Origin of the sequence: Priestia sp. FSL P4-0332 (assembly GCF_038005845.1) — a bacterium.
In the GTDB taxonomy this organism is placed as follows: Bacteria; Bacillota; Bacilli; order Bacillales; family Bacillaceae_H; genus Priestia.
The window spans coordinates 3,878,085-3,904,477 of the sequence record NZ_JBBOUA010000001.1 but is presented as its reverse complement, the minus strand read 5'-3'; the positions used below and the strand labels follow the sequence as shown (position 1 = coordinate 3,904,477).

The following is a 26,393-nucleotide window of genomic DNA, read 5'->3' as shown; positions in this document are numbered from 1 at the left end:
CGGAAGACTATATTCAGCCAAAACGTGTGAATAAGTAAAGCATGTAGAACGCTACATGCTTTTTCTTTTAATAGGTTGGAGGAAATAAAAAATGGTAAATCGCACTACAAAATATTCTCTATTTATTGTATCGCTTTTAGCTTTCTTTTTACTCATTTTATTTACGTTTAATACACCTTGGGTGAAACAGCTTGACTTTAATGTACTTCATACCATTGAAGGATGGAGGACGGACACGTTAACACCCATCATCATATTTATAACAACCGTAGGATCTTGGTATGTCACTGCGCCAATATGGTTTGCAATTATAGTATTTCTTCTTTATAAACGAAAAGGGTTGCTCGCTTTATATATCACGCTCGTTTTTTGGGGAGTTCGCGCTTTAAATTGGGGATTGAAGGAGATTTTTGCAAGACCAAGACCTGATTGGAGTCAAGTCGTTCCCGCCTCTCACTATAGTTTTCCGAGCGGACATGCCATGAACTCAATGGCGTTTTACAGCGGAGTACTTTTGTTAATATGGATGTATACAAGAAGCAGGGCTGTTAAAACGGCAGCTGCATGCGTAATAGCTATTGTTATTTTATTAATTGGATTTAGCCGTTTGTATTTAGGCGTACACTTTTTAACGGATATACTAGCAGGATATTGTTTAGGACTTGCTTGGTCCTTAGGAGTCTATCTCCTTTCTAAACGCCTATATAACCAAAAATAGGAGCAATGGTTACATTTTTTTCGTTAATATTTCATTTTGTTTAAGTAGGCCTATTGATTCATCCATTCAAAAACAACTAATGATAAAATGGGAAACAAATATTTTATGTACATGTTTAATAAGAAAAAACTAGTAATTTCGACAAAAAACGTTTTGATTCGATAAAGGATTTTCGGATTTTATCACTAATTATATAAGAATACATGACGTAAAAGAGTAAATACTTGCTTTTGGGTGGAGGGAAGAATGTTGAGTGTGTGGACCACAATAAAAAAACAATTTAATATTAGCACAGAATATGATGTAACCATTATGCAAACAGAAGAAAAAGGCGAAAAGCGCGGATATAAGCCTGTCCATCGTCTAACGATTACAGCATTCGATCATCAAGACGCAGCAACACAAGTATTTCAAATGTTTAATATTGCTGATAATTTGCCAAAAGATTGTGATGCGAGGTTTATCAGCACAGGCGATATTTTGTTAATTGATGAAGGTACTCGAGGAAAGTATTACTACAAGTTATGGACAGACGGCTGGCAAAAAGTGAACCGCCTGCACGTACGCTAAACATAAGGTAAAAGCGACCTATCTGGCCGCTTTTTATTTATATGTTGACCCTTAGTAATCACGAGTATGATGGCCAGGGCCATTTTTTCGGTTTGTTGCTGAATATTCATCTCCATGGGCTTCATGTTCTGCTATAATTGCTTCTTTTGGAATATGATTATTCTTTTTAGGCGAATTAATTCGATTGCGATGTTTTTTCCCCATACATATCACCTCAGCTAACGTTAGTAAATCCCTTGCGCTATTAGCGTACCCTTATATAAAAAGACATACTACGCCATTTTTTGGGCTGTATGTCTTTTTATTTTTGACGCATAATGTTAGAAGTAAATAGACAAGCAAGGGATACAATATGGTATAGTGAAAGCGTAAGATTTTTTACATATAGGAGGTACGAAATGAGCGTACATATTGGGGCAAAACAAGGTGATATTGCAGAAACGATTTTACTTCCAGGTGATCCACTTCGTGCAAAATACATTGCAGAAACGTTTTTAGAAGATGTAACTTGCTATAACGAAGTGCGCGGTATGCTTGGATTCACAGGAACATATAAAGGAAAGCGCGTTTCTGTTCAAGGAACAGGAATGGGTGTACCATCAATTGCTATTTATGTAAATGAACTAATGAATGAATATGGTGTTCAAAACCTAATTCGCGTTGGTACATGCGGAGCAATTCAAAAAGATGTAAAAGTACGTGACGTTATTTTAGCCATGTCTTCGTCAAGTGATTCACAAATGAACCGCGTTAAATTTGGTCCTATTGACTATGCACCGACAGCTAACTTTGATTTATTAAAGCGCGCTTACGATGCAGGTGTTGAAAAAGGCCTTCAGTTAAAAGTAGGAAGTGTATTTACATCTGATCAATTTTACAATGAAGACGGCCAGCTAGAAAAATTGGCAGCTCACGGCGTATTGGCAGTTGAAATGGAAACAACGGCTTTGTATACCCTAGCCGCTAAATACGGCCGTAATGCTTTATCGGTTTTAACAGTAAGTGATCACATTTTTACTGGTGAAGAAACAACGTCAGAAGAGCGTCAAACGACGTTTAACGATATGATTGTTGTTGCGCTTGAAGCAGCAATTAATGAATGAACATAATTTCATTTCGTTTATTTGCTGAATGGCAGCGAAATGCTGCGGCGTAACAAATAAAAAGGCGAGAAGCAATCAAGCTTCTCGCCTTTTTATTTGTGAAAATTAATTGTTTCCAAACGGGAAATTGTATGGTACGATTTGATACGTTAAAAACGGCTTTGATTTTCGTGAAAGTCGAAAATTGTATAAAAAATTCATAAGAGGTGATCAACCATCATGATGGCAAGTATTAAACAGCAGTGGTTTTCAAACGTTCGAGCAGATATTTTGTCTGGGATGACAGTTGCTCTTGCGCTTATTCCAGAAGCCCTTGCTTTTTCCATTATCGCCGGTGTCGATCCCATGGTTGGCCTGTATGCATCTTTTTGTATGGCAATTGTGATTGCTTTTACAGGCGGAAGACCAGCTATGATTTCAGCTGCAACAGGAGCAATGTCTTTATTGATGATTGACTTAGTCAAAGATCACGGCATTGAGTATTTATTTGCAGCTACTGTTTTAACCGGAATTATTCAAATTTTACTTGGTGTTTTGAAAGTAGGAAGGTTTTTATCATTTCTTCCTCAAACAGTTATGATTGGATTTGTAAATGCGCTAGGTATTTTAATTTTTACAGCACAGCTTCCCCATTTTCAAGGAGCAAATTGGATGATGTACGCAATGGTAGCCGGAACGCTGCTCATCGTCTATTTGTTTCCGCTCATGACCAAAGCAATACCATCTCCGCTTGTTGCCATTGTCTTGATGACGATTGTAGCGATTGTCTTTCATTTAGATTTAAAAACGGTAGGAGATATGGGGAATATTACGCGTTCGCTTCCGGTTCTTCACTTTCCAAAGGTTGATTTATCAGTGGAGACACTGCTTATCATTTTACCTTATTCGCTTCCTTTAGCGATTGTAGGCCTACTTGAATCTATGCTAACGGCAACGGTGCTGGACGAAATTACAGATACGCCTTCGAATAAAAATAAAGAAGCGCGCGGTCAAGGCATCGCTAATATTGTAACAGGTTTCTTTGGAGGAATGGCTGGCTGTGCCATGATTGGACAATCTATGATTAATGTAAAATCAGGGGGACGTGGAAGGCTATCTACCTTAGTGGCCGGAGTCTTTTTATTGTTCTTAATTATGGTGCTTGGCGATGTTGTTAAACAGATTCCAATGGCTGCTCTTGTAGGCGTTATGTTTATGGTAGCTGCCGGTACATTTGATTGGCAGTCCCTTAAAGACTTAACGAAATATCCACTATCGGATGCCATTGTAATGGTTGTTACGGTGGTTATCGTATTGTTTACACATAACTTAGCATTAGGAGTAATGGTAGGTATTGTTTTAAGTACGATTGTATTTGGCTGGAAGATGGCTAAAATCAAAACAACTTCACAAACAGAAGGCAATATGAAGCAATACAGGGTTTCAGGGCAATTATTTTTTGCTACCATCAGCTTCTTCATGGATGAATTTCAGTATGAAACAGACCCGGATACCATCATTATTGATTTTAGTTCTTCTCATATATGGGATCAATCGGCCGTGATCGGCATCTCAAAAATTATCGATAAATATGAGCGATTGAATAAAAAGGTTATTGTAAAAGGATTAAATGAAGACAGTAAAAAAATTGTAAGGCAAATTGGCATAACGTCGCTGTCGAACAAATAAAAGGTGTGCAGTAGCACACCTTTTTTACTTGTTTCGTTTTAGTAGCTGTATGAGCCAGGTGGAAAAAGAAGTTGTAGATGAGGGTACGGATGTCTGTTTTAACAAAATAGCATAGGCTTTGCGCCGATATTGGTAATCAAGCATGCATATCCACTCCTTTTAAAACAGGATTTGGAAACGTTTTCTTCATTGTAGCATGCTTAATAGGGAGATAAAAGAAAAAAGAGAGACCATCGTCTCTCTTTAATCATTTCCAAACATATAGCGTTTATGATGCCATGAGATTCCAAACATCAGACCCATTGCAAACATGTTCCCCATCAGTGAACTACCTCCATATGAAATAAAAGGAAGTGGAATTCCGGTAATAGGCAAGACTTGAATGGTCATACCGATATTTTGAAATACGTGGAACGTAAGCATTGAAATAACGCCTACACATAAGTAAGAATTGAATTCATTTTTTGTTTCAAGGCCTAGCTTGATCAAGTAATAAACGAGTACGAAGAAAAGACTAATAACAATGCTGGCGCCTATAAAGCCAAACTCTTCTCCAATAACCGCAAAAATAAAGTCGGTCTGTCCCTCTGGCAAATAGACAACTCCATTTCCGATTCCTTTACCGTTTACCATTCCTGATCCAATTGCATCTAACGATTTCTTTAAATGATAGCCCTCTCCCGAACTATATGACTCAGGATCAAGCCAAGAATAAATACGTCCAAATTGGTATTGCTTAACCCCTAGATACTTTTCTAATAGGTTAGGTGCATAAACAACAAGTCCCAAAATGACAGAACCAACCGCCGTAATACCTAAAAATGCAGGCGCGATGATTTTCCAGCTTACGCCTGAAACAAATACAAGTCCGATCGTGATTGCTAAGAACACAAGAGCGGTACCTAAGTCAGGCTGCTGCATAATTAATAATAAAGGTAAAGCAAGTACAGCACCCAGTTTACCAAGCAGTAAAAAGTCTTCTCTTACTGTCCGGATACGATATTTTTCATTGTGTTTAACAATGACCGTACTCAGTGTGATAATCAAAAACACTTTCATAAACTCTGATGGCTGTAACGAAAAGCCGGGAAGTGTGAACCAACTTTTTGCCCCGTTAATTTCTCTGGCAATGCTTGACGGAGCCACTAGTAAAAGAAGTAATAAAAAGTTCCCAAATCCATAAAAAACCCACGTTAGCTTTTGAAGCTGATCGGAGTCAAAACGCATGATAAACCCTATAATCACCATTCCGATTATATAAAACACAACTTGTTGCGCTACGAAGTTCTTATCATACTGCCCAATTTTTTCAGCACTATGGATTGCCACAACGCTTACGCAAAACAATAGGAAGATTAGGAAAGCCAAGTTCCAGTCAAATCTACTAACATTTCTTTGATTTTCACCCATATTATTCACCTGTCACTATTAAATCTCATTCTTTCTTTATGATAAAAGAAAAATGCTGGTTTTTAATGCAAAGTCGATTAATGAAGAGTCGCACTAACCCCACTTTGCAGTTTTTGCTTTGAATATAGACTTGCTAAAAGTAAGAAAAGATATGTCGCAAGCTGCGTTACCATACAGCCTTTTATTATACATGAATTATTCTATAACATAAATAGGAGAAATGATAACAATTTCTTTTTTTCTAAAAACTCTATTTGCAGGGATTTATTCAATTCATCTTCTTTATCTCCTTAAAGGTTAATATGAAAACATATTATAGGAATTCATCTTTTTTTGCACGTGAAAAGATAAAGAAACGTGTATATATATAACGAAAGAAAGGGCAAATAGTTTCATATGAACGACTGAAAAATTCTAAACTGCGAGGACTAAATCTAGCAAGCTATACATATGAATAATAGTAAAGATAAGAGAAAGTGTTCTATACTATCTTTTTCTACATGCAGACATTCAACTTCTTAGCACTCCCACGAGTAAACAGTTGAGACAAGAATACAGTTATATTCTACTTTCTTGCTGATGAACGAATGTATAGAAGGTATACGGATAGATTAACGAATAAGAGACACAGGATATTAGGAAAATAATAGATAGAGATTAATAGAATCATAACGTAGAGAGGTGTGTTTATGATTATAGGGGCAAGTGTGATAGCATTTTTATTATTATGGTGGACAATTTTTTATAGCGGGCGCTACTATCATTATGTTTCAGAGCCTGTTGGCAAAAGAATTTCCCTTCACGTAGGAATACATGTCACCTTAGTGGTTGGAGTGAATGCATGTCTCTGGCTTGAGCAGCCGCTGCTTTTTTCTAGCATTTTAGCAGGGTGTGCAGGACTAGGAGCTGGATGGTTTGTAGGGATTCCTTTTTCGGTAAAAAGTATTTTAAGCGGAATAATGGGGGGCATAGGAACAGGTGTTAGTTTTTATATCTCTATGAGCATGTGGATGGATCAATTTAACTGGCTATCTTTTTTATTGATAGGAACGAGCGTTATTTTTAGCGGAAGCTCGTTATTTCAAGTGTTAAAATCGATTCCGTCATTTGAAAAGGTACTGGTAAAAATGTGGGTTCAACATCCTTTTCTAATAGCTCCTATTTTGATTACCGTATTTTGGCTGTATAATTTTATTGAAAAATATTTCCCGCAAGCAGATCCAACACGCAAGTAGTTTCCGTGTTGGATTTATTATTTCCTCCGGTAAGGCTCCCCTTTGAGCTCATCAAGTTTGACACGTACAATTAGTCTATAGAAGGTAAAAGTAGACATTCACCTATCTTCATTATGATGCATATTGTAACGTAGCAAGCATTATAAAGGGGGAGTGCGTATGTATCCATATCAATACGATCCACGTTTTCAAAATTTGTTTCCACCTGGAGGAGGTCAAGGGTTTCCATCGTTTCCACCTGGAGGAGGCCAAGGATTTCCGCCACCGCCACCTGGAGGAGGAGGTCAAGGGTTTCCACCGCCACCACCTGGAGGAGGGGGCCAAGGGTTTCCCCCGCAGGGAGGAGCGCAGCCGCCTTCAAGTCCACCGCCAGCTTTTACACCTACACCAAAGCTAGGTTCAGGAGGTCCATCGCTTTATGCTGTTGATCCAGGCGCTATTTCAGGATGCTTATACCGATATACCTATATATGGCCGAGAAATGGTCGACCTTACTGGTTTTACCCAACCTTTGTAGGCAGACGCTCAGTTGCAGGATATCGCTGGACAGGATCTTTCTGGGTGTATGCTGGGGTAGATGTAAATCAAATTCGAGAATTTCAATGTGTATAAAACTCCGCTTGCGGAGTTTTTTTGTGCGAAAAGGTTGACGCATAAAAAATGGCGTTATATAATAAATCTCGAATTAAAGATAATTTGTTTAGTAATATCTCGAACTAATGATAATAGACACTTTTTAGGAGATGACATTTATGGCAAATGTATTATATGTAAAAGTAAATCCGCAGGTTGATGAAGCATCATTTTCAACTCGTTTAGCACAGGTTTTCTTAGATGAGTATAAAACAGCAAACCCGACTGATACAGTGACAACGCTTGATCTGTATAAAGAAACAGTTCCATTCATTGATGGAGATGTTTTAGCGGCATGGGGAAAAGCTGGAGCTGGTGAAGAATTATCAACCGTTGAATTAGAAAAAGTAACGCGTATGGGTGAATTAGTAGAGCAGTTTTTACAAGCTGACAAAGTTATTTTCTCAGCTCCAATGTGGAACTTAAGCTTCCCTCCACTAATGAAAGCATATATTGATAACATTTTAATTGCAGGAAAAACGTTTAAATATACTGAAAATGGTCCAGTAGGATTAGCTTCAGATAAAAAAGTAGTATTACTAGAAGCTCGTGGAGGAGTGTATTCAGAAGGCCCTGCGGCAGAGCTAGAATTTACTCAAAGCTATTTACGTACAGTGATGAGCTTTATTGGTGTTCAAGATTTCCAACTGGTTGTTGCAGAAGGCATGGCTTACACACCAGCAGAAGCAGACAATATTCTAGCAAAAGCATCTGAAAAAGCAAAAGAAGTTGCATCAACGTTCTAATGTCAAAAGCCCTTTAAAAGGGCTTTTTTTAGGTTTGAAATTCAATATCCCGCCTTCGGAAAATATGTAAAGGGTTACATAAAATGCAGCGTAGAGAACGTACTTCTTATAAAAACGATTATACATTTTTATTTACAAGACAAAAAAAGCATGGTTAAATAATGACCATGTTAACGTAACATCGGGATAGGGGAAGTTTTTCTGCAGAATCATTGGGGTATGCTACAAGTACAATCTAAAAAAGGGTGATTGAGATGTTTAAAAAATTATTTGGTAATAAGACAAAATCAAAAGAAACAACCGTTCTAGCTCCGCTTTCAGGTAATATCCTGCCAATAAGCGAAGTGCCAGATCCAGTGTTCTCACAGAAGATGATGGGAGACGGTTTTGCAATCGAACCTTCAGAAGGACAAGTTGTTTCACCTGTTGCTGGGGAAGTCGTTCAGCTTTTCCATACAAAACACGCGGTAGGCTTAAAAACAGAAGCCGGTACGGAAGTATTAATACATATCGGCCTTGAAACAGTGGCAATGGAAGGCGAAGGATTCGAAGCTCACGTGGCACAAGGTGACAAAGTAAGTGTAGGAACACCTCTTATCACATTTGATTTAGCGCTTATTCAAGAAAAAGCGAAAAGCATTATCACACCAATCGTTATTACAAACAGTGATGCAAGTGAAAGTTTCGAAATTTTGGCTCAAGGGACGGTTCAAAAAGGCGAAACGGCTTGTGCAAAAGTAACGATGAAGTAATAAGCAAGGCCTTTTCCTTTAAGAAAGGAGAGCGCATTTGAAGATTTTAAAAGTGTTAAATAACAACGCCGTTGTCTTTAAGGAAGGCGGAGTTGAAAAAATTGCGATGGGTCCCGGTATTGCTTTTCAAAAAGGTAAAAATGATCTTATTAATGCTGCAAAAGTGGAGAAAGTCTTTGTCATGAAAGAAGAACAGGAAAAGTTTCAGGAACTATTAAAAAACCTTCCTGAAGAGCATATTCAAGTGGCGGAAGAAATCATTTCTTATGCTGAGCAGCAGCTTTCTGCTACGTTAAGTCATCATGTGCATATTGCTTTGAGCGATCATTTATCTTTTGCTGTTGAAAGGATAGCCCGCGGTATTTCCATCCAAAATAAATTGCTTAATGAAATTAAATCTCTCTATCAGCCTGAGTATGCAATAGGAGTATGGGCTCTTCAGCATATCAAAAAGAGATTAGATATCACGATGCCGGTTGACGAAGCGGGATATATTGCGCTTCATATTCATACGGCGAAACTGAATTCACCGGGAATGCAGCAGCTCATGATGAATACAACGATTATTAATGAAATGGTTACGATTATAAAAAAAGAGCTGAATACGGAGATTGATGAAAACAGCATGTCCTATCAGCGGTTGCTGACTCACTTGCGCTTTGCGTTAAACCGTTTAGCGCAAAATGAACCTTTTCATGAAATGGATGAAGAGATGCTCGACGTATTAAAAGTCAAATATAAAAAATCGTATCAGTGTGCTGAAACGATAAAGCAATTTGTCAAAGATGAGTACGAAATTAATTTTCCAGAAGCGGAGCTAGGATACATTACGCTTCATATTTGCCGAATAGAGCAAAGAATATAGAAAAAAACATTGACGAATATTGTTGCTTTGAGTACAATGAAAGCGTATTAATTGAATAATCGGGATTGTGACTGGTAAAGCAGGCAAGACCTAGAATGCGCATGAAGGACAAGTGTGTCTTTTATAAGCGTGTTTTAGGTCTTGCTTTTTTTATGACATACAAAAAGGAGGAAGTAAGATGGACGTAAAAGAAATTGCTAAAAAACTTGTTCCGCTTTTAGGAGGAAAAGAAAATATTGCTAGTGCGCAGCACTGTGCTACGCGTTTGCGCCTAGTTATTCGAGATGAAAGCAAAATCGATCAAAAAGGTTTAGATGAAATAGAAGATGTAAAAGGGGCTTTTTCAAATTCAGGACAGTTTCAAATCATTTTTGGAACCGGTCTCGTTAATAAAATCCACGCTGCTTTTGTGAAAGAATTAGGTGCTGACGAGGCTGCTGCCCCAGCGGATCATCAAAAAGAAATGAAAAAGAAAATGAACCCATTCGCCCGTTTTGCCCGCATGCTTTCCAATATTTTTGTTCCGATTATTCCAGCCATTGTAGCCAGTGGTTTACTAATGGGACTGCTCGGGATGATGAAAGCGTTCCACTGGGTCTCAAAAGATAGCGCGTTGTTTGTGTTGTTGGATATGTTCTCAGGCGCAGCATTTATCATTTTACCGATTTTAATCGGGTTTTCAGCTGCAAAAGAATTTGGTTCAAATCCTTATCTGGGAGCGGTTATCGGCGGGATCTTAACGCATCCGATGTTATTAAATCCGTGGACATTAGCAGATGCTAAGCCAGAATATATGGATTTGTTTGGCTTAAGTATTCCGCTGATTGGCTATCAAGGTACGGTCGTTCCGATTTTATTGGCTATCTACGTCATGAGCAAAATTGAAAAGGGACTCCGGAAAATTGTGCCGAATTCGGTTGATTTACTTGTTACGCCTTTTTTAACTGTTATTATCACAGGCTTTGTGTCACTTGTGTTTATTGGTCCTTTCGGTCGCTATATTGGAGATTTAATTTCGATCAGCCTTCAGTCTCTATACGATGTAGCCGGAGTGTTTGCAGGAATTTTGTTTGGTGGCTTATATTCCACCATTGTATTGACAGGCTTGCAGCACAGTTTTCATGCTATTGAAGCAGGACTGCTTGCTAATCCGAAGATTGGCGTTAACTTCTTACTTCCTATTTGGGCCTGCGCGAATGTGGCGCAAGGAGGAGCAGGGCTGGCTGTTTACTTTAAGACGAAAAATGCCAAAACGAAAAAAATTGCGATTCCAGCGGCTATTTCTTCCTTCTTAGGAATTACAGAACCGATTATTTTCGGCGTCAACTTAAGACTTCGCAAGCCATTTATTGCGGCGGCTATAGGCGGAGCAGCCGGAGGAGGCTATGTTGTACTTATGCACGTAGTAGCCAATGCCTACGGACTCACAGGTATTCCAATGATGGCCATTGCTGCACCGCTTGGTATGAGCAATTTAATTCACTATATAATCGGCATGATTATTTCTGTAGGTGTAGCATTCGGCGTTACGTGGTTCATGAAACTAAAAGAAGACTGAGAAGCAGCGGTAAGCATACGAGAATAAAGAATGGTATTAGATTTGCTCATCATATTTTATGGTGAGCAAATTTTGTGTCGTAAATATGAAACTTTTTAAAAAGTAATACGTAGAACAGCCAAAGAGATAAGTTGATGTTGTGTAACAGGAACGTAAATGCTACACTACATATATTGGATTGTACTATTATAGTCAGAAAGAGAGCTGGCACATGGAATTTTATCACGATCTTTTTCTATATGCGCCGTATTTATCTGCTTTCGTTTTATACATCCTTTGTTATTATATGCTTCGTGAAGCTAGGTTTACGGCTTTTCATGCGGAACCTGTCACCGACCATGTGAATGCAGGGATTGACCCTTCAGTATTAACAATATGGAAAAGACGAAATGTATTTATACATGTGTATAGAAAAACACCAGTTAAAGAGAAGAATAATGATGAAGAAGATCCTTTCCTTCTGAAAAACACTTCATACATTTAGTCATTATTAGGAGGAAAGAATATGAAAAGAAATAAAAAATTATTATTGCTTGGTTTAATGGGAGCGCTTCTTTTAGCTCTAGCCGGCTGTAGCAGTACAAAAACACCGGTCACGGCTACAAGCGGCGGATTCTGGGATCATTATTTTGTTTACCCTTTATCTATGGCATTAACGAAAATTGCTGAGTGGGCAGGCGGAAGCTATGGTCTGTCTATTATTATTGCGACGGTTATCATTCGTTTAGTTCTATTGCCACTTATTTTAAAACAGCAAAAGAGCACGATGGCTATGCAAGCACTTCGTCCAGAGATGGAAAAGATTCAAAAGAAATATGCTGGTAAAAAAGATCCTGAAACACAGCAAAAGCAGCAAAAAGAAATGATGCAGCTTTACCAAACGCATAAAATTAATCCGGTTGGCGGATGTTTGCCAATCTTTATTCAAATGCCTATTATTATCGCATTTTATAATGCCATTGCACGAACGCATGAAATTGCGCAGCATTCATTCTTATGGGTAAGTTTAGGAAAGCCAGATCCTTACTTCATTTTACCGGTAGTTGCAGCGATTACGACATTCTTACAAATTCGTGTAAGTATGACGGATGAAATTCAACCTCCAATGAAAATGATGATGAACATTATGCCAATCTTCATCTTAGTAGCGGGAATTTCACTTCCATCTGCTCTTGCATTATATTGGGTAATTGGTAACTTATTCGGAATTGGACAAGGTTACTACTTGAAAAAACGTATGAGTTTATTAAAAGAAAAAGATGCGGCTAATAATACAGCACAAGCTAAAACAAAGCCATCACCAAAATCTAAGTCAAAATCATAATATACAAAAAGCGCAGCTATTCGCTGCGCTTTTTTATTTTTTTAAAACAGGCTGGGACAAAAGTAGTTTAGCCGAAGTGAAAAACGAACCATTAATCAAAATATTTGATTAGTGGTTTGTTTTTTTTGTTATGGTGAACGGAGATTTCATCTATTTCGTTGCTTCTAGCAGTTGATTGGAGGGCTAGACGAAGTCTTGCACGGAAATCAACTGCGGTGTCACAAGAGGTTCAGTTCATGTATCCCATTTGTTCGTCTTTCGATTAAATTCATTTCATTATGTCTTAACCTCTTTTATTTTTTCAAAAATGTGATGAGATGAGGAGATTTGTGTAACGCTATAAAAAAAGACAGGAGTGAACATGGTGAAAAAAATAGCGTTATGTCTGCTTTTTCTTATGTTGTTCCCTATGCAAATAAATGCTGCCAATACAGTGAAAGTCAGTTTTATACGGCAAGGAAACCTATGGGTATATGATAACGGTACCGAAAGGCAGTTATCCTATGCCCGTCATGCCTCTATGCCTCAATGGTCATCACATGGAGATATAGTTGCTTATGCAGAAAATGATTCTTTAATGATTGCACCGTTAAAAGGAAAGCCGCTACTTGTTGAACATGATGTGACTCATTATCAATGGTCACCGGTTGCTGAGGAACTTGCGTATATTTCGAATGGAATCTTAGTATATTACAACGTTAAAACGCATGAAAAGAAGCGTGTAGCCGTAGGAGTTGATCAGTTTTCATGGTTTCCAGAAGGAGATCGATTTTTAATTACGTCAGCTGCTGCGCTGGCGCCGACGGGATGGGGACCGGTAAAGCTATATACAGTGAGCAAATATGCAGGATTAGACGTAAAAAAAGTGGAGGCTTTTACAACGCTGCCAGCAGAAAATGATTCATTTTTTGCCTATACAACAAGCAGCTTCAAATGGTCTCCTAACGGTCAATGGATTAGTTTTATTGCTATTCCAACGGCTTCGATGTCTGCAGATGCAAATAAGCTGTGCATCATTACAAAAGAAGGGAAAGCTTTTCAAGTAGTGGGAGATATGCTTAATGTACCCAATTGGTTTAAGTGGAGTAATGAAGAGCCAGTACTGGCATTTATTAATGGGGAAGGAAGGTTTGCCACTGAAAATAAAAAGTTTACTTTAAAAGAGATGCCGGTTTTTAAAGAACATGTGTTTACTCCAAAAGGCTTCGCAGATTGGGATTTTACTTGGACAGAAAAAGATAACATCATCATTTCACGTGTGCCCGAAGCAGGGTGGTCGAATGATGAAAAAAAGAGGCCACTGCCTTTTTTGTATAGCATGAACGTAAAGACCAATAAGCAAAGTCAGTTCACATTTCCACAAAAAGGCTTAGGAGATTATGCGCCTGTTTATCATAAAGCAACGAATCAAACGATGTGGATTCGTACAAATCGAAAACAAGCAAATCTTTTAACACGCGTAAAAGACACGAAAAATGATAAGGTACTTATTTCAGGCTTAGACCTGCCGGAAAATTATTATGAGCTGTATCGGTGGAATGAAGTATTTAGCGTGTACAACCCTTAATAGCTAATTAAAACATAAGAAACTAAGGTGAAAAAATGAATATACGATTGTTGGTAAAAGAAGACGCTGACGCGTACTTTGAACTCCGTCTTCGTGCTTTAAAAGATCATCCCGAAAGTTTTATTTTAAGTTATGAAGAAGAATATGAAAAAGAAATTGCTGACATCCGAAATTATTTTCCAAGCAGTCAATCAGAATTTGTAGTAGGAGCTTTTATAGAAAAACAGCTTGTGGGGATCGTAGGGTTTCAGCAGCAAAAGCCTTTAAAAGTTCAGCATAAAGGAGATATTTGGGGGATGTACGTAGCCCCTGAAGCAAGGGGGAAAGGTCTTGGAAAGAAGCTGTTAAAAACCGCTGTTGAACAAGCTTTTTCAAAAACAAATGTTTTGCAAATCTACCTGGCCGTCGCTGCTAAAAATGAAGGAGCAAAAGTCCTATACAAAAGCCTCGGTTTTACTTCTTATGCGTATGAAAAAAGAGCTCTTCAAGTAGATGGTGAATTTATCGATGAAGAGCATATGGTATTGTGTATGAAAAGCCTTTGATCATATCAAAGGCTTTTTTGTGCGGGAAAAATTTAGCTGAAACGTATAGAGATGGAAGCACATTTCCCATAAATATGCTATGATTTAACATATAGGATTATGGAGAGGCGAGGCAGCAGATGGAAAAACTGATTGAATTAAAAAATGTTGCAAAAGTATACAAAAAACATACCGTATTAGAAAACATTCACACGACCCTTTATAAAGGAGAGACTGTCGCGATTGTTGGAAAAAACGGTGCGGGAAAAAGTACGTTTTTAAAGCTAATTGGCGGATTATCTAAACCGACTAAAGGGACAATTCACCTTCATAAAGAAACCGGTACGCCTGGATTTGTGGTGGAACAATTTCCTCAGGAGCTGCGTTTTACGCTAGCAGGTTATCTGCAGCACATGGGGCGAATTCAAGGATTGTCTAAGAAAAAGCGCAGCTCTAGAATTGAAGAACTGCTCGAAACTTTCGAAATGGTAGAGTTTAGACATGAAGAAATCATTTCTTTTTCAAAAGGAATGAAGCAAAAAGTCAACATGATGCAAGCACTGCTGAGTTCTTCTAAGCTGCTATTGCTTGATGAACCTCTATCAGGATTAGATGCTCGTGCTCAGCTAGAAGTAGAACGGATTTTTACAAAGCTCAAAGAACGAGGGATGACCATTGTATTTACGTGTCATGAAGAAAGGCTCATTCATGCTGTAGCCGATCGTGTTATCACCATTGGCTCACAGCGCATTTTAAAAAATGAGCGCGTTCAACTCATTGAGCATTTAACGGTTATTGAGGCAAATGTCATTCTCAATAAGCCGCTTCGTTTATTAAAAGAAAAGTGCACGAAAATTGAACAGCACGGAAACTACTGGATTTTTTATATAGATAAAAAATATGTAAATGAGTTTCTTGCAGAATTGCTTGCTGTTCAAGCTGAAGTTGTAAAGCTATATCATATGGAAAGGGAAGAAATTTAAGATGGGTGCATTGATTCGCTATCATTTTATTACATACATTAAATCGTATCGATATATTCCGCCGCTTGCACTTTATATTATTTCGCTGTGTATGAACTATACATATAGACCGAACCCGGTGCTTGATAGCTTTTTTAATACGGCACTTTTCCTCTTTTTTCTAACCACTTGGTTTACGATGTCGCTGTTTCACGCAGAAGATTCCAGTCAAGAAGTTATTACAAAACTTCATGTAGGGAAAAAGAACAAGTACTTTATGAGCAAGCTTATTACCTGTATGCTGCTGTTTACGTTTTTATCAGCGGTTTCTATTGCTTATCCCGTGCTGCTTGATATGTTTGAAGTGGATATATCCACTAAGCAAATGGTGTTTGGGTTTATTATTCACTGGACGTTTAGTTTGCTTGGTATGAGCATAGGTCTTGTTTTTACAAGAGATGTTGTAAGAGAAGGCAGCTTATCATGGTTTGGACCTCTATTTATTTTAATCGTTACGCTTGCAGCGGCAGGCGTCTCATTTCCGTATCAAGGAGGCGGACTGCTGCTGTATGTGTTGCCACCCGTATCTGCAATCATTCAATTTATTAACGAAGGATTAAACAAATTTTTGGTGTTTGGCTGGGCTTTGCTTTATGCCATAGCATTAATTAGCCTGTACTTGTGGAGAGCGAATAGAAGAGATGTATAAAGAATAAACACTTGCCGCGGCAAGTGTTTATTTATTATGAAGCACGTTATAAAGACGATCCGGGTAATTAGTAAACATACCGGTTACGCCCCACTCGATAAGCGTTCTCATTTGTTTTTCGTCATTTACTGTATAAGGATGAACGTCTAAATCGTACGAGCGAGCTTTTTGTACATATGGTTTTGTCAGCGTGTTTGCGTTCGGACCGATGCCGTTCGCGTACGTTTTGATTTGTCTGAACTGCTGATCTGTTAACATATTGGTTTGCTTAGAACGAATCAGTTGAATTAGTTTCATAGTAGGTCGGTATCGATGGACGGTTTTTAAGCTTTCAGGACTAAATGATTGTACAATGACGTGATTGGTATGAATGTTGTACTTAGCCATCAACGTCAACAATTCCTTTTCCATACCTGGATATTCATGAGGAGATTTTGTTTCAATATAATAGTTTGTTCGATTGCCAAACGTACGGAATATTTCTTCTAAAGTTGGAATGACGGCTTTTTTATTACCTTTTCCTGCGTTCAAACGCTGAAGCTGCTTCACTGTATATTGTTTTACATATCCTGTTCCATTTGTCGTTCGGTCAACTTTGTAGTCATGAATTGCTACAAGCTGCTGATCTTTAGACATGTGAAGATCAAGTTCAATGTAATCCGCTTTTTGCTGGACGGCCACGAGATAAGATTGCATCGTATGCTCTGGCTCATACCCTGATGCGCCTCGATGAGCAATAATGGCTACTTTTTCTGCTTGAATAGAAGCTGCCTGCGTATGTATAAACATAAAAATGCCGCATAAACAAAGAGTGAGTGAGCTTACAAACCACCATTTTCGTCTCATATCAAAACTCCTTTTTATTGAGGGGTCATGCATTAGTTTACTAGTGAGATGTTGTGTTCATATTAAGGCTGTGTAAATATTTAAATAAAACGAACCAGTATGTAATTAAAAGTAATAAACGCCGATGTTTAGTGAGAAACATCGGCTGTTTTTTCCGGGCGAAGGCTTGTATAAATAACGAGCCTTCGCTCATGAGTTTTCTGTTTATGATCAAACGTTCCCGTACAGGTGATTAAATTAAGCTGGTGTTGAAAAGTTGGACCGAAAATCTCTCTGATAGGAGCAGAATCTCGGGGATAAGAAGCTTTATTGGTAACAACAAAGGTCAGCTGATCCCCTTGCTGATCGGTTACAAAAATTTCATCTCCTTTTGTGAGCTTGTCGAGATGATAGAAGATAGCGGGTCCTTTTTGATCATCAACATGTCCTGCAATGACCGCATTTCCTTCCTCTCCGGGTCTTGCTCCAAGCTTAAACCAAGCTACATCATGACCATTATCAGGAACGCTCATTTCACCTTGGTTAGTAAGGCCCATTCCTTTTATGAAAGCCTTAATATGAAGCTTCGGAATAATAAGCTGAGATGGAAGAGGCGTAGAAGCGTTTCCTGAAGATTTCAAGGATTGAGCCGATTTTGTTTCAGCCATCTTCACAACAAAATCCGTCGAGCCGTTTGCAATTGCTGGTTGGGCAAACCAGCTGCTCATGAATAGTATAAAAGAAAAGGTGAAAACCCCTCCTATCCATTTCATTCGCTTTCGTATCCTCTGTGACGACGAACAACAAATATAGCGACCGCTCCAATTCCTAATAAAGTAAGAACTGGCACAATTGAATTATAATTATCCTGTGAAGCACCGCCCATACCTGTTTTTGGCATTTCGGAAGGCATAGCCGTATTATCTTTTAATAAAAGCGTTTCAAGACTGTCGGCTTTGTTAATAGCGAGCACTGTGTAGACCGTGTTAGCTTCTAAATTAAGGTTTGGAATGTCCAGTACTTTTTTATTGTCTTGACTAGTTGCGATGGTTAAATCATAGGTTCCGGCATCTACTTCAGAATAATTTGTCATTTGTTTAAAGGCAGTGTCTTTAAACAAAGTAGGGCCGTGATTAATACCTACATTAACAGCGGGAGCATCTGGAGAAAAGTGAGCAATTCGAATTTTACTCTTTCCTTTAGCTACGTTCATATCATCTTGAGCTACTTTTAATTCTAAGTGTGCAACTTGGTTAATAGCAGCAAGAGTATAGGCCTTGTTTGCTTCGACGGTTACATTAGTGGAAATGACAGGTTTTTCTTTTCCTTTTGTACCTATGGCGTATACCTCTATTTTATGAGACCCCGCAGGTACTTTAAGGTAATCTGTCACATCTTTAAACGATGCGCCGACTACGATGCTTTGATTGTCCACATATATATCTACTTCAGGTGCATCAGGTGACGCATGCACAACTCGTATCATCGCCTCCTGCACAGCTGCAGAAGTGAAATTATCTGAAAAAGCTAGCAATAAAACTGCGAGTAAAGAAGCAGCAATAATCTTTACACGGTTCATAACGTTTTACTCTCCTTTTAATCTAAGTTTGTCCTGTTAGTCCCGTATGAAAAGTGGTGGGCATGCATTCACTTTTGAACATGATCGGGCATTTATTCACTTGTTATCATCTACAATTTTATCCAATATATGCATAATTTATTTCATTAGATGAAATTTTGTAAAAGAGCAGGTAAATAGTTTGAATTTTGTGATAATATTAAAAGAGAGGGTTTGGTTAGTAGTTGATGTCTCTATCATAAAAGGAGGGGAAGTTATGTGCTGCAAACGGATCATGAAATAAAAAAGGTTGTTCATCGTTCGCTATCAGCTAAAATGATTGTAAAGCGCATGCTGTTTATTTTAGTGGGAGCCCTTTTAATGGCCGTCGGGCTAGAATTTTTTCTTGTCCCTAATGAGGTTATTGACGGTGGAATTGTAGGTATATCTATTATTTTATCCCACTTAACCGATGTTCAAATCGGCTTTTATATCTTCGTATTAAATCTTCCATTCTTTTTTATTGGCTACAAGCAAATTGGAAAAACATTTGCGCTATCTACGCTTTTAGGTGTTATCATTCTATCCATTGCTACCTCTATTTTTCACGACTTACCGGTCTTAACAGGTGATCCTCTTTTAGCCACTGTGTTTGGCGGAATTGTTCTCGGTGTGGGAGTAGGAATTGTTATTCGGTACGGAGGTTCGCTAGACGGCACCGAGATATTAGCTATTTTATTTAATAAGCGTACGCCTTTCTCTGTAGGTGAGACGATTATGTTTTTTAATTTATTTATTTTGGGAAGTGCCGGTTTTGTATTTGGCTGGGATCGCGCTATGTATTCTTTAATGGCTTACTTCATTGCTTTTAAAACGATTGATATTGTGATTCAAGGGTTAGATGAGTCTAAGTCAGCTTGGATTATCAGTGAACAATATGAACAAATTGGCGAAGCAATTCTTGCTCGTTTAGGGAGAGGCGTCACGTATTTAAATGGGGAAGGGGCGTATACGGGAGATGATAAAAAAGTAATTTTTTGTGTTATTACCAGGCTTGAAGAAGCAAAGCTAAAAGCGATTATCGATGAGATAGATCCATCTGCTTTTTTTGCTGTAGCAGCTATTGCTGAAGTTAGAGGAGGGAGGTTTAAGAAACGAGATATTCATTAGTGAAGGTTGTCTGCTAATGAGGCTGTCCCGTTATTACATGCAGCAGCCTTTTAAATTTTCTCTCTTTGTTTCTTCGAGTATATGGAATGGTTTATGTCACTTCTGCTGCGTCCTGCTTTGGGCATATCGAACCTCTCTTTTTTCTTGTATATCTTTAAAACAAACATGTAAAATGTCTAAAAGATATAAAAAGAGTACATAGTAAAAAAACAGAAAGAGGGAGTGACATGAAAAAAACGTTAAAAACATTAGGAGTCGGTCTTGCTGTTCTTGTTGCAGTAACCGTGGCTTTTTTTGTCATATGGTCAGGTTTTGATTATGAACCTTCAAAGCAGCTTCACTCACTAGTAGATGAGAAAAAAGTAGTGAAGAAAGACGATTATTACGTATTCAAGCCTCAAACGAACAAAGAGATAAAAGCCGGCTATATTATTTATCAAGGTGCTAAAGTAGAGCCGTTAGCATATGGCTATTATGCTCAGCAAATTGCAAATGAAGGATATCTTGTTGCTGTTGTAGATTCTCCGTTTAATATGAGTTTTTTTAGTCAAAACAAAGCAACGGATATTGTGAAGAGCTACCCGAAGATTTCCGCATGGTTTATCGGAGGGCATTCCCTTGGAGGAGTGAGTGCAGCCTCTTATGCGTATGATCATCAAGATTCAATAAAAGGCTTAGTTCTTTTAGCATCGTATCCGATGAATAAAAATAATTTTTCAACTTCCACTTATCCTATTTTGTCTTTAACCGGTGAGAAAGATGGTTTGTCGACGCCTGGAAAAATTAAAGAAACCAAGCATTTACTTTCAAAAAATACGGAGCTGGTCCAAGTAAAAGGAGCTAATCACGCACAGTTTGGAATGTACGGGAAACAAAAAGGCGACAACAAAGCCAGTATTTCCACTAAAGAGCAGCAGGATGAGCTAGTAAAAAGAACGGTCAAGTGGTTAAACAGTCAAATGAAAAAGTCCGTCAGTAACTAACTGACGGACTTTTTTCTTTTTTTTGGAAATAACGCTTGAAAAAATAACCAGTCAGTTATATAGTTAGTTACATAAGTAATGAACCACTTAAGTGAGGTAGTCAAAATGAAACAATCACTAGATCATCAGCGACCAATTTTCCAACAAATCAAAGAAACCATCGAAGAGAATATTTTGAATGATGCTTTTCCAGAAGAAGAAAGAGTACCGTCTACGAATGAATTTGCCAAAATGTATCGCATTAACCCTGCAACGGCAGCTAAAGGAATTAATCAGCTAGTTGACCACGGAATATTGTATAAAAAGAGAGGGATAGGGATGTTTGTATGTGCGGGCGCCAAAGAAGTATTGCTTACACAAAGAAAAGAAGAATTTTATAACCGTTTTATCGTTCCCCTGAAAAAAGAAGCACAGCATTTGGGGATTACGGTAAAAGAGCTAAAAGAGCTGTTAGACAAGGGGGAAATAAAATGAATATAGAAGCGCAGTTGTTAAATAAATGCTATGGGTCTAAACAAGTGTTAAAAGACATTTCACTTACGCTAGCACAAAATAAAATATACGGGTTGCTAGGTAGAAACGGAGCCGGCAAAACGACTCTGATGCAAATTGTAGCAGGACATATTCCAGTTACGACAGGAGAGGTAAAAGTGGGAAATCAACCTCCATTTGAAAACCGCTCTGTTTTGCAAAACATCTGCTTAATTAACGAAAGCGGAAATTTCAAAAAAACATTAAAAGTCAAAGACGTGCTAAAAATTGCGTCACTTTTTTATCCTTACTGGAGTGAAGAAGCTGCTGAGAGGCTTATGGAAGAGTTCGATTTAGATTGTAATATGAAAGTGAAAGCATTATCTAAAGGTATGGAATCAGCATTAGGAATTATTGTTGGGCTATCTTCTCGAACGAGCATCACAATCTTTGATGAACCTTATATTGGACTTGATGCTGCGATGCGAGCGCGTTTTTATGAGCTTTTATTGGATGAATATGAAGAATATCCACGCACGTTCATTATTTCAACGCATTTAATTGATGAGGTAAGTAATTTATTTGAAGAAGTACTCATTATGCAAAAAGGAAAGCTGATTCTTCAGGATACGGCAGAAAATTTGCAGCAGCGCTGCGTAAGTGTGAAAGGACCTAAAAGTCAAATTGAAGAATATGAAAAAGGAAAGCAAGTAATCCATGAACAAGTATTCGGAGGAGAGAAAAAAATAGTGCTCTTTAATGAAGATATTTATGCTGAAGAGCTTGTCGACAGTTCATTTCATGTAGAAGCTGTTCACATACAGGATATTATGATTTATCTTACAGCAAATCGTGGAGGTGTAGCATAATGAAAGGACAGTTTGCCGCCATTAGTTATTCGCTCTACGTTGAACTAAAGTATTTAATGATTCGCTTTTGGACGATTCTGTTAGCTTTTGTTGTAGTAGATATTTTAGTGTTCAGTCAGGTGAATGAGCATCTTCTATTAGTAACAAGTATGCCGCAGTACATCTTTTCAGGTATTGTAAGTTTTATTATCATTCGAAAAAGTTTCTCCTTTTGCTTAAAGTTAGGAGCTACTCGTAAAGCATATCTTTTAACGATGACCTGTGTTTTTGCTTTATTTGCAATTGTAATGTCCCTTATCAATGTTGTCATCATGAGCATTTCAATAAAGGTGATTAATAGTTTCAATTTAATGAATGTTCAGCTTTATTATGCGAGCGATTTTATCTTTCATGACCCTACTGTCGCTGTTCACTTTTTAACGGACGCTGTATTTATCTTTTTTATTACAGCAGCATCGTGTTTGCTCGGCAGTATCGTTTACAAATTCGGGCAAACAGGAGGGATGATCACCGGTGCTGTTTTAATTTTACTGTTTACGATTCCAGTGACAAAAGAACCGGTTATTCATTTTATAAAAAGCCTTTCGAACGGGTCGCTGTTACTTACATTCGGAACAATGGTTATCGTAAGCTTCTTATTCTTTCTTATCAACTGGCTGTTTTTAAAAAAAGCGTCTCCTGTCCATCAAGCCTAATAAAAAAGCAATCATTCCTTTACTGAATGATTGCTTTTTTTATTGTACTTTTTTAGAGCAAGCTGCATCAATATCTAGAATCCAGTCGTGAAACTTTTGCTGAAGAAGTTGAAGAGAAGACTGATTGTTCGATACAATGTCCAGTCCGCGCTCGTCGTATAGGTGGAAGATGGTTTCTTTATTCAAATTCACAATATAACACTCTTCTTCAATAGCCGGATGAATATGAAGATCGCGGTTGGCAATTGATTGCAAAAGAAGCTTTTCTTTCACATCATTTGTTTTACAGGCAATAATATACTCAGCGTTATTTAATAATGCTACGGATTGAACTTCTTGTTTCTTCAGGCGAGAGCGAATGAATTTTTTAATAGCTGTTTCTTTTTTCTTTTTTAAAAGTAAATCATCCTGTGCAGCATTCGCTTTGAAAACAAGTAACAGCTCATCATTTTTTTCATGGAGTGTCTCAAAAATTTCATAAGCGCGTGCGTACACATTTTTCATGTATTCTCGTTCCCATACGCCTTTTTGATTGGTAAGGGTAAAGCGGATACCTGCGGGCGCGTTATAAAAAAGAGGTCTTTTCATTTGAACATTTGGAAACATTGTTGTTAAGTATGATTGAAGCCGCATTGTAGTCATACGCAACACCTCATTTAGTTTAGTCCTGACTTAATATGTTGAGTTTAGTCTATCACGTGATTAGCTAAATTTGTAAAGAAGTAATGTTATTTAATCAAAAGGTAACCAAACTGTTATATTTTGTTGATTTTGCATTATTTCTTTACACAACCTTTGCGGATGAACAGGTTTTTTCATACGCCTGTCGTATTACTTAACGTAGTAAAGACGTGAAGAAAGGATGATATACGGTGAAAAAACAGCTTGTTCTTATTTCAATTATTACAGCTGCTTTCTTTGTGCTCATTTTTCACAAAACGATCTTTCAAGAAGGTAATCCTCTCCCCATTGCATGGAGTATTGTAAAATTAAAATCTTCGGGTGAAGATGTTGTTCAAATATCCGATAAGCCTAAAAGGTATCTCATTCATTCAAATGACTACTTAACGTTTATTAAACAAATGAAAAAGAAGAAAGTGAATTTTCAATATCAAGATAATAAAAAATTTTATTTTAATAACGACAATGAACGCCAGCTGTTCGTCAGCAAAAACTATACCGATAAGTTCACGATTATGGAACTAAAGAAAAAAGAGCTCACTGAAGCTGGCGTTGAGTAATAAGAGCTAATCTCTGCCCTGTGTCCCAAAATCTTTAATTTGAACCTGAACATGATAGTCGATGGTCGACTGGCTAAAAATTTCATCCCATTCATGCTGATGTTTTTTCCAAAAATGAGGATGATGAATTCGCACGTAATCATGCAGGTCAATCACATCAGCTTTGTAGTTGTTTTGCAATAAGCGGAGTGTTTTTTCTGCGTCTTTTCGAATGATTTTTTCTATTTTTTTTTCGGTGTTCTTTACATTAGAGGCGGCAAGAGCCTGTTTTGAAGTCTCCCAATCTTCTGATAGCCTGCCGCTTGTTTGAACGTTGATGTCAAAATGAACGGAGTGATTTGAATCAATGCGGGCCTTCACATCTTGCTGAACATCTCCAATTTCATAGGAAAATGGGTATGATCTGTGTTTGCCATAAATAATTCCGCCTTTAATATTCCCCGTTAACCACGTTAAACCCTCCACTTGGTGCTGAGTTAAGGTGAATTTTGCTTTTTTATCTTTTATGATTGCCGCGCCGTCTATTTCAACGCTATTTTTTATTTTAGAAAGCCGCTGTATTAAAAAGCTTTGATCGGTTTTTAACTTAGCCGATAGCTCTCCCATTGTTAGGGGATTTAGAATTTTATTCGTTTTGAATTTATTGTAAACAAGCTCGTAAATTAAGTTTACAGGCGGTACAGACATTCCTTGAATCGTTAAAACGTTTTTAGCATCGCCTTTTGTAACAAACGCAAGGCTGCTGCGCCGTATTTCATTGTCGCGGACAAACTGATTGATAAGCGCATCAAGAGGGATGGTCTTGCTCGCTTTTTCTCCTATTAAAAGTGCTCGCTGATGCTGGCTGTATATAGGATCAGATTTCAGCGAAATATTTCGCGTAATTTCATGAATTGTAGGACCAGCTGTTGTAATGTTTTTGTATGGAATGGAAGAAGACATATTTCCGGATTCCGTTTCGGTTAACGTTTGATGAGTCAGCACAAGCTGGTTTTTTCCTGTTTTTGGTTCGATTTTCGATGTAATATCCATTGCCACTCCTATAACAAGAGCAAGTTGTTCAATGTTTCGATGATTTGTGCAGCCGCACAATAAAAAAATGGCCATTATGACAGGAAGACATTTTTTCGTCATTTGAACACAACCTTTTTTATTTTCATTAACATGCTGAAAAAAAGAGGGATAACTAAAAATGTCACTAAAAATGCCCAGCCTAGAACAGTTGAATAATTCGACACGTCGCTTGCTGTTTTGGGCGCTAAAGAGCTCATAAATAGAACGGGCACAAGAAAGATAATATTAGTAGTTGATCGGTTTTTGAAAATCTTTTTAAATCCTGAAACAGCTAAAAAGAAATACATTACAAAGGTTAAAAAAAACTGAAGAAGCCAGACAATAAGTAAAAATAATTCAAGCCTCTCAAAGAAAATTCCTTTTACTTCATGCGTCTGAACAAATTCAATGGTAGGCCAAACGGTTGTTTTTACTTCCGGGACGGATAACGCGCCGACAACTAATACGTAAGTGATAATATATAAAAGTAAAGGAATGGAAAATCCGATGATAGAAACTTTTCGTAAATGATTTTTGTTTTTCATATGCTTTGGAAGAAATACAATCGTTTCAATCCCTAAAAAGGAGACAGAGACGGTTGTAAAAGCAGAAAGAAGCGGACTGAAGCCATCAGCTAACACAGGCTGCAAGTTTTTTAAATCGACCATTCCAATACTAAGAAGATATAAGATAAGAAGAATAATGACCGTTACAGGGAAACATAGCGCCATTATTTTTCCGATAGAATCAATGCCGCCAGTGATTAAATAGACGCCTGTCAAAATAAACGAAAGGATAATTAACTCAATGGGCAGCGTTTCCAGTAAATAAAAATGAATCATTTCTGCCATAGCTCTTACTTCAAAACTTGCTACAGATGTGAAATAAACGACTATAGCAAAATTGAATATATTTCCAATCAACTTGCCGGTTACTTCTTGCGAGAAATCAAACATACAGCTAATCGTAAAATACTTAACCATCCAGACTAAAAAAAGAACAATTCCAATAAACAAAAGGCCGTCCATAATAAGTACAATCCATCCATCTGCATTATTTGTCTGGTTTGTAATGCTGCTTGGCAGTGTTAATAAACCGACGCCCAGCATGGTTGAAGAAATAATTGAAATGGCATAAAAGTCTGAAAGAAGCTTGCTTGATTGTGAATGTGATTGTTCCATATG

Annotated in this window: 29 protein-coding genes; 21 read left to right on the top strand and 8 right to left on the bottom strand. The window is 37.7% G+C overall.

The window, feature by feature from the left end; all coding sequences use genetic code 11:
- Nucleotides 1-91: 91 nt before the first annotated feature.
- Nucleotides 92-718, top strand: coding sequence for a phosphatase PAP2 family protein (locus MKY06_RS20555; RefSeq protein ID WP_013058714.1), 627 nt, complete (start codon nt 92-94; stop codon nt 716-718).
- A gap of 246 nt (nt 719-964) precedes the next feature.
- The gene (locus MKY06_RS20550; protein WP_013058713.1) at nt 965-1,288 is read left to right on the top strand and encodes a hypothetical protein; all 324 of its coding nucleotides are present in this window, start codon (nt 965-967) and stop codon (nt 1,286-1,288) included.
- A gap of 51 nt (nt 1,289-1,339) precedes the next feature.
- Here MKY06_RS20550 and MKY06_RS20545 read toward each other — a convergent pair whose 3' ends face one another.
- A complete protein-coding gene (locus MKY06_RS20545; RefSeq protein ID WP_013058712.1) occupies nt 1,340-1,492 on the bottom strand; it encodes a hypothetical protein in 153 nt (50 codons plus the stop codon).
- Nucleotides 1,493-1,686: 194 nt separating this feature from the next.
- On the opposite strand from MKY06_RS20545, the gene deoD reads away from it, so the two are divergent.
- Together deoD and MKY06_RS20535 are read left to right on the top strand one after the other, a co-directional pair.
- A complete protein-coding gene (deoD, locus tag MKY06_RS20540) occupies nt 1,687-2,391 on the top strand; it encodes a purine-nucleoside phosphorylase (RefSeq protein WP_013058711.1) in 705 nt (234 codons plus the stop codon).
- A gap of 219 nt (nt 2,392-2,610) precedes the next feature.
- Nucleotides 2,611-4,059, top strand: a complete 1,449-nt coding sequence (locus tag MKY06_RS20535) for a SulP family inorganic anion transporter (RefSeq protein WP_013058710.1) — start codon at nt 2,611-2,613, stop codon at nt 4,057-4,059.
- A 243-nt stretch (nt 4,060-4,302) separates the two neighbouring features.
- Here MKY06_RS20535 and MKY06_RS20530 read toward each other — a convergent pair whose 3' ends face one another.
- Entirely contained in the window at nt 4,303-5,469 is a 1,167-nt protein-coding gene (locus MKY06_RS20530) for an FtsW/RodA/SpoVE family cell cycle protein (RefSeq protein ID WP_029323930.1), read from the bottom strand.
- A 689-nt stretch (nt 5,470-6,158) separates the two neighbouring features.
- Here MKY06_RS20530 and MKY06_RS20525 point away from each other — a divergent pair.
- The 11 genes from MKY06_RS20525 to MKY06_RS20475 all read left to right on the top strand — a co-directional run bounded on the left by MKY06_RS20525 (nt 6,159) and on the right by MKY06_RS20475 (nt 16,344).
- Complete coding sequence (locus tag MKY06_RS20525; protein WP_013058708.1) at nt 6,159-6,704, top strand: hypothetical protein; 546 nt, start codon at nt 6,159-6,161, stop codon at nt 6,702-6,704.
- Between the two features lie 159 nt (nt 6,705-6,863).
- On the top strand, nt 6,864-7,316 hold the full coding sequence (locus MKY06_RS20520) for a hypothetical protein (protein WP_029323927.1): 453 nt from the start codon (nt 6,864-6,866) through the stop codon (nt 7,314-7,316).
- Nucleotides 7,317-7,456: 140 nt separating this feature from the next.
- Complete coding sequence (locus MKY06_RS20515) at nt 7,457-8,083, top strand: FMN-dependent NADH-azoreductase (RefSeq protein ID WP_013058706.1); 627 nt, start codon at nt 7,457-7,459, stop codon at nt 8,081-8,083.
- 254 nt (nt 8,084-8,337) lie between these two features.
- A complete protein-coding gene (locus tag MKY06_RS20510; RefSeq protein ID WP_013058705.1) occupies nt 8,338-8,835 on the top strand; it encodes a PTS sugar transporter subunit IIA in 498 nt (165 codons plus the stop codon).
- 37 nt (nt 8,836-8,872) lie between these two features.
- Nucleotides 8,873-9,700 carry a PRD domain-containing protein gene (locus MKY06_RS20505; RefSeq protein ID WP_013058704.1) on the top strand — a complete coding sequence of 276 codons (828 nt, stop codon included), beginning with the start codon at nt 8,873-8,875 and terminating at the stop codon, nt 9,698-9,700.
- A 178-nt stretch (nt 9,701-9,878) separates the two neighbouring features.
- On the top strand, nt 9,879-11,258 hold the full coding sequence (locus tag MKY06_RS20500) for a sucrose-specific PTS transporter subunit IIBC (RefSeq protein WP_029323925.1): 1,380 nt from the start codon (nt 9,879-9,881) through the stop codon (nt 11,256-11,258).
- A gap of 505 nt (nt 11,259-11,763) precedes the next feature.
- Nucleotides 11,764-12,582, top strand: a complete 819-nt coding sequence (gene yidC / locus MKY06_RS20495) for a membrane protein insertase YidC (RefSeq protein ID WP_013058701.1) — start codon at nt 11,764-11,766, stop codon at nt 12,580-12,582.
- 361 nt (nt 12,583-12,943) lie between these two features.
- On the top strand, nt 12,944-14,149 hold the full coding sequence (locus MKY06_RS20490; RefSeq protein WP_098399884.1) for a TolB family protein: 1,206 nt from the start codon (nt 12,944-12,946) through the stop codon (nt 14,147-14,149).
- Between the two features lie 35 nt (nt 14,150-14,184).
- On the top strand, nt 14,185-14,694 hold the full coding sequence (locus MKY06_RS20485) for a GNAT family N-acetyltransferase (RefSeq protein ID WP_013058699.1): 510 nt from the start codon (nt 14,185-14,187) through the stop codon (nt 14,692-14,694).
- A gap of 119 nt (nt 14,695-14,813) precedes the next feature.
- Nucleotides 14,814-15,656 (top strand): ATP-binding cassette domain-containing protein, encoded by an 843-nt coding sequence (locus tag MKY06_RS20480; protein ID WP_013058698.1) that lies wholly within the window; start codon nt 14,814-14,816, stop codon nt 15,654-15,656.
- 1 nt (nt 15,657) lies between these two features.
- Nucleotides 15,658-16,344 carry a hypothetical protein gene (locus MKY06_RS20475; RefSeq protein ID WP_057273894.1) on the top strand — a complete coding sequence of 229 codons (687 nt, stop codon included), beginning with the start codon at nt 15,658-15,660 and terminating at the stop codon, nt 16,342-16,344.
- Between the two features lie 27 nt (nt 16,345-16,371).
- Here MKY06_RS20475 and MKY06_RS20470 read toward each other — a convergent pair whose 3' ends face one another.
- The 3 genes from MKY06_RS20470 to MKY06_RS20460 form a co-directional block, all read right to left on the bottom strand.
- Nucleotides 16,372-17,190, bottom strand: coding sequence for a glycerophosphodiester phosphodiesterase family protein (locus MKY06_RS20470; RefSeq protein WP_098526535.1), 819 nt, complete (start codon nt 17,188-17,190; stop codon nt 16,372-16,374).
- Nucleotides 17,191-17,318: 128 nt separating this feature from the next.
- On the bottom strand, nt 17,319-17,942 hold the full coding sequence (locus MKY06_RS20465; protein ID WP_057273893.1) for a class F sortase: 624 nt from the start codon (nt 17,940-17,942) through the stop codon (nt 17,319-17,321).
- Complete coding sequence (locus MKY06_RS20460) at nt 17,939-18,748, bottom strand: DUF4397 domain-containing protein (protein WP_013058694.1); 810 nt, start codon at nt 18,746-18,748, stop codon at nt 17,939-17,941. Before MKY06_RS20460 ends, MKY06_RS20465 begins: the two co-directional genes overlap by 4 nt.
- A gap of 258 nt (nt 18,749-19,006) precedes the next feature.
- Between MKY06_RS20460 and MKY06_RS20455 the strand changes: the two genes are divergently transcribed.
- The 5 genes from MKY06_RS20455 to MKY06_RS20435 all read left to right on the top strand — a co-directional run bounded on the left by MKY06_RS20455 (nt 19,007) and on the right by MKY06_RS20435 (nt 22,915).
- Nucleotides 19,007-19,897 carry a YitT family protein gene (locus MKY06_RS20455; protein ID WP_029323915.1) on the top strand — a complete coding sequence of 297 codons (891 nt, stop codon included), beginning with the start codon at nt 19,007-19,009 and terminating at the stop codon, nt 19,895-19,897.
- Between the two features lie 227 nt (nt 19,898-20,124).
- Complete coding sequence (locus tag MKY06_RS20450) at nt 20,125-20,880, top strand: alpha/beta family hydrolase (protein ID WP_053487675.1); 756 nt, start codon at nt 20,125-20,127, stop codon at nt 20,878-20,880.
- Nucleotides 20,881-20,985: 105 nt separating this feature from the next.
- Nucleotides 20,986-21,354 (top strand): GntR family transcriptional regulator, encoded by a 369-nt coding sequence (locus MKY06_RS20445; protein WP_034649413.1) that lies wholly within the window; start codon nt 20,986-20,988, stop codon nt 21,352-21,354.
- A complete protein-coding gene (locus MKY06_RS20440) occupies nt 21,351-22,220 on the top strand; it encodes an ABC transporter ATP-binding protein (protein ID WP_289917828.1) in 870 nt (289 codons plus the stop codon). The genes MKY06_RS20445 and MKY06_RS20440 overlap by 4 nt, the downstream gene beginning before the upstream one ends.
- A complete protein-coding gene (locus MKY06_RS20435) occupies nt 22,220-22,915 on the top strand; it encodes a hypothetical protein (RefSeq protein WP_029323910.1) in 696 nt (231 codons plus the stop codon). The genes MKY06_RS20440 and MKY06_RS20435 overlap by 1 nt, the downstream gene beginning before the upstream one ends.
- Nucleotides 22,916-22,954: 39 nt before the next feature.
- On the opposite strand, the gene MKY06_RS20430 is transcribed toward MKY06_RS20435, so the two are convergent.
- On the bottom strand, nt 22,955-23,557 hold the full coding sequence (locus MKY06_RS20430) for a DUF3885 domain-containing protein (RefSeq protein WP_013058688.1): 603 nt from the start codon (nt 23,555-23,557) through the stop codon (nt 22,955-22,957).
- 230 nt (nt 23,558-23,787) lie between these two features.
- Here MKY06_RS20430 and MKY06_RS20425 point away from each other — a divergent pair, with 230 nt between their 5' ends.
- Complete coding sequence (locus MKY06_RS20425; RefSeq protein WP_013058687.1) at nt 23,788-24,156, top strand: hypothetical protein; 369 nt, start codon at nt 23,788-23,790, stop codon at nt 24,154-24,156.
- Between the two features lie 6 nt (nt 24,157-24,162).
- Here the strand turns inward: MKY06_RS20425 and MKY06_RS20420 are convergent, their stop codons facing one another.
- Together MKY06_RS20420 and MKY06_RS20415 are read right to left on the bottom strand one after the other, a co-directional pair.
- Nucleotides 24,163-25,290 (bottom strand): Ger(x)C family spore germination protein, encoded by a 1,128-nt coding sequence (locus tag MKY06_RS20420; RefSeq protein WP_013058686.1) that lies wholly within the window; start codon nt 25,288-25,290, stop codon nt 24,163-24,165.
- Nucleotides 25,287-26,390 (bottom strand): GerAB/ArcD/ProY family transporter, encoded by a 1,104-nt coding sequence (locus tag MKY06_RS20415; protein ID WP_098279115.1) that lies wholly within the window; start codon nt 26,388-26,390, stop codon nt 25,287-25,289. Before MKY06_RS20415 ends, MKY06_RS20420 begins: the two co-directional genes overlap by 4 nt.
- Between the last annotated feature and the right edge of the window lie 3 nt (nt 26,391-26,393).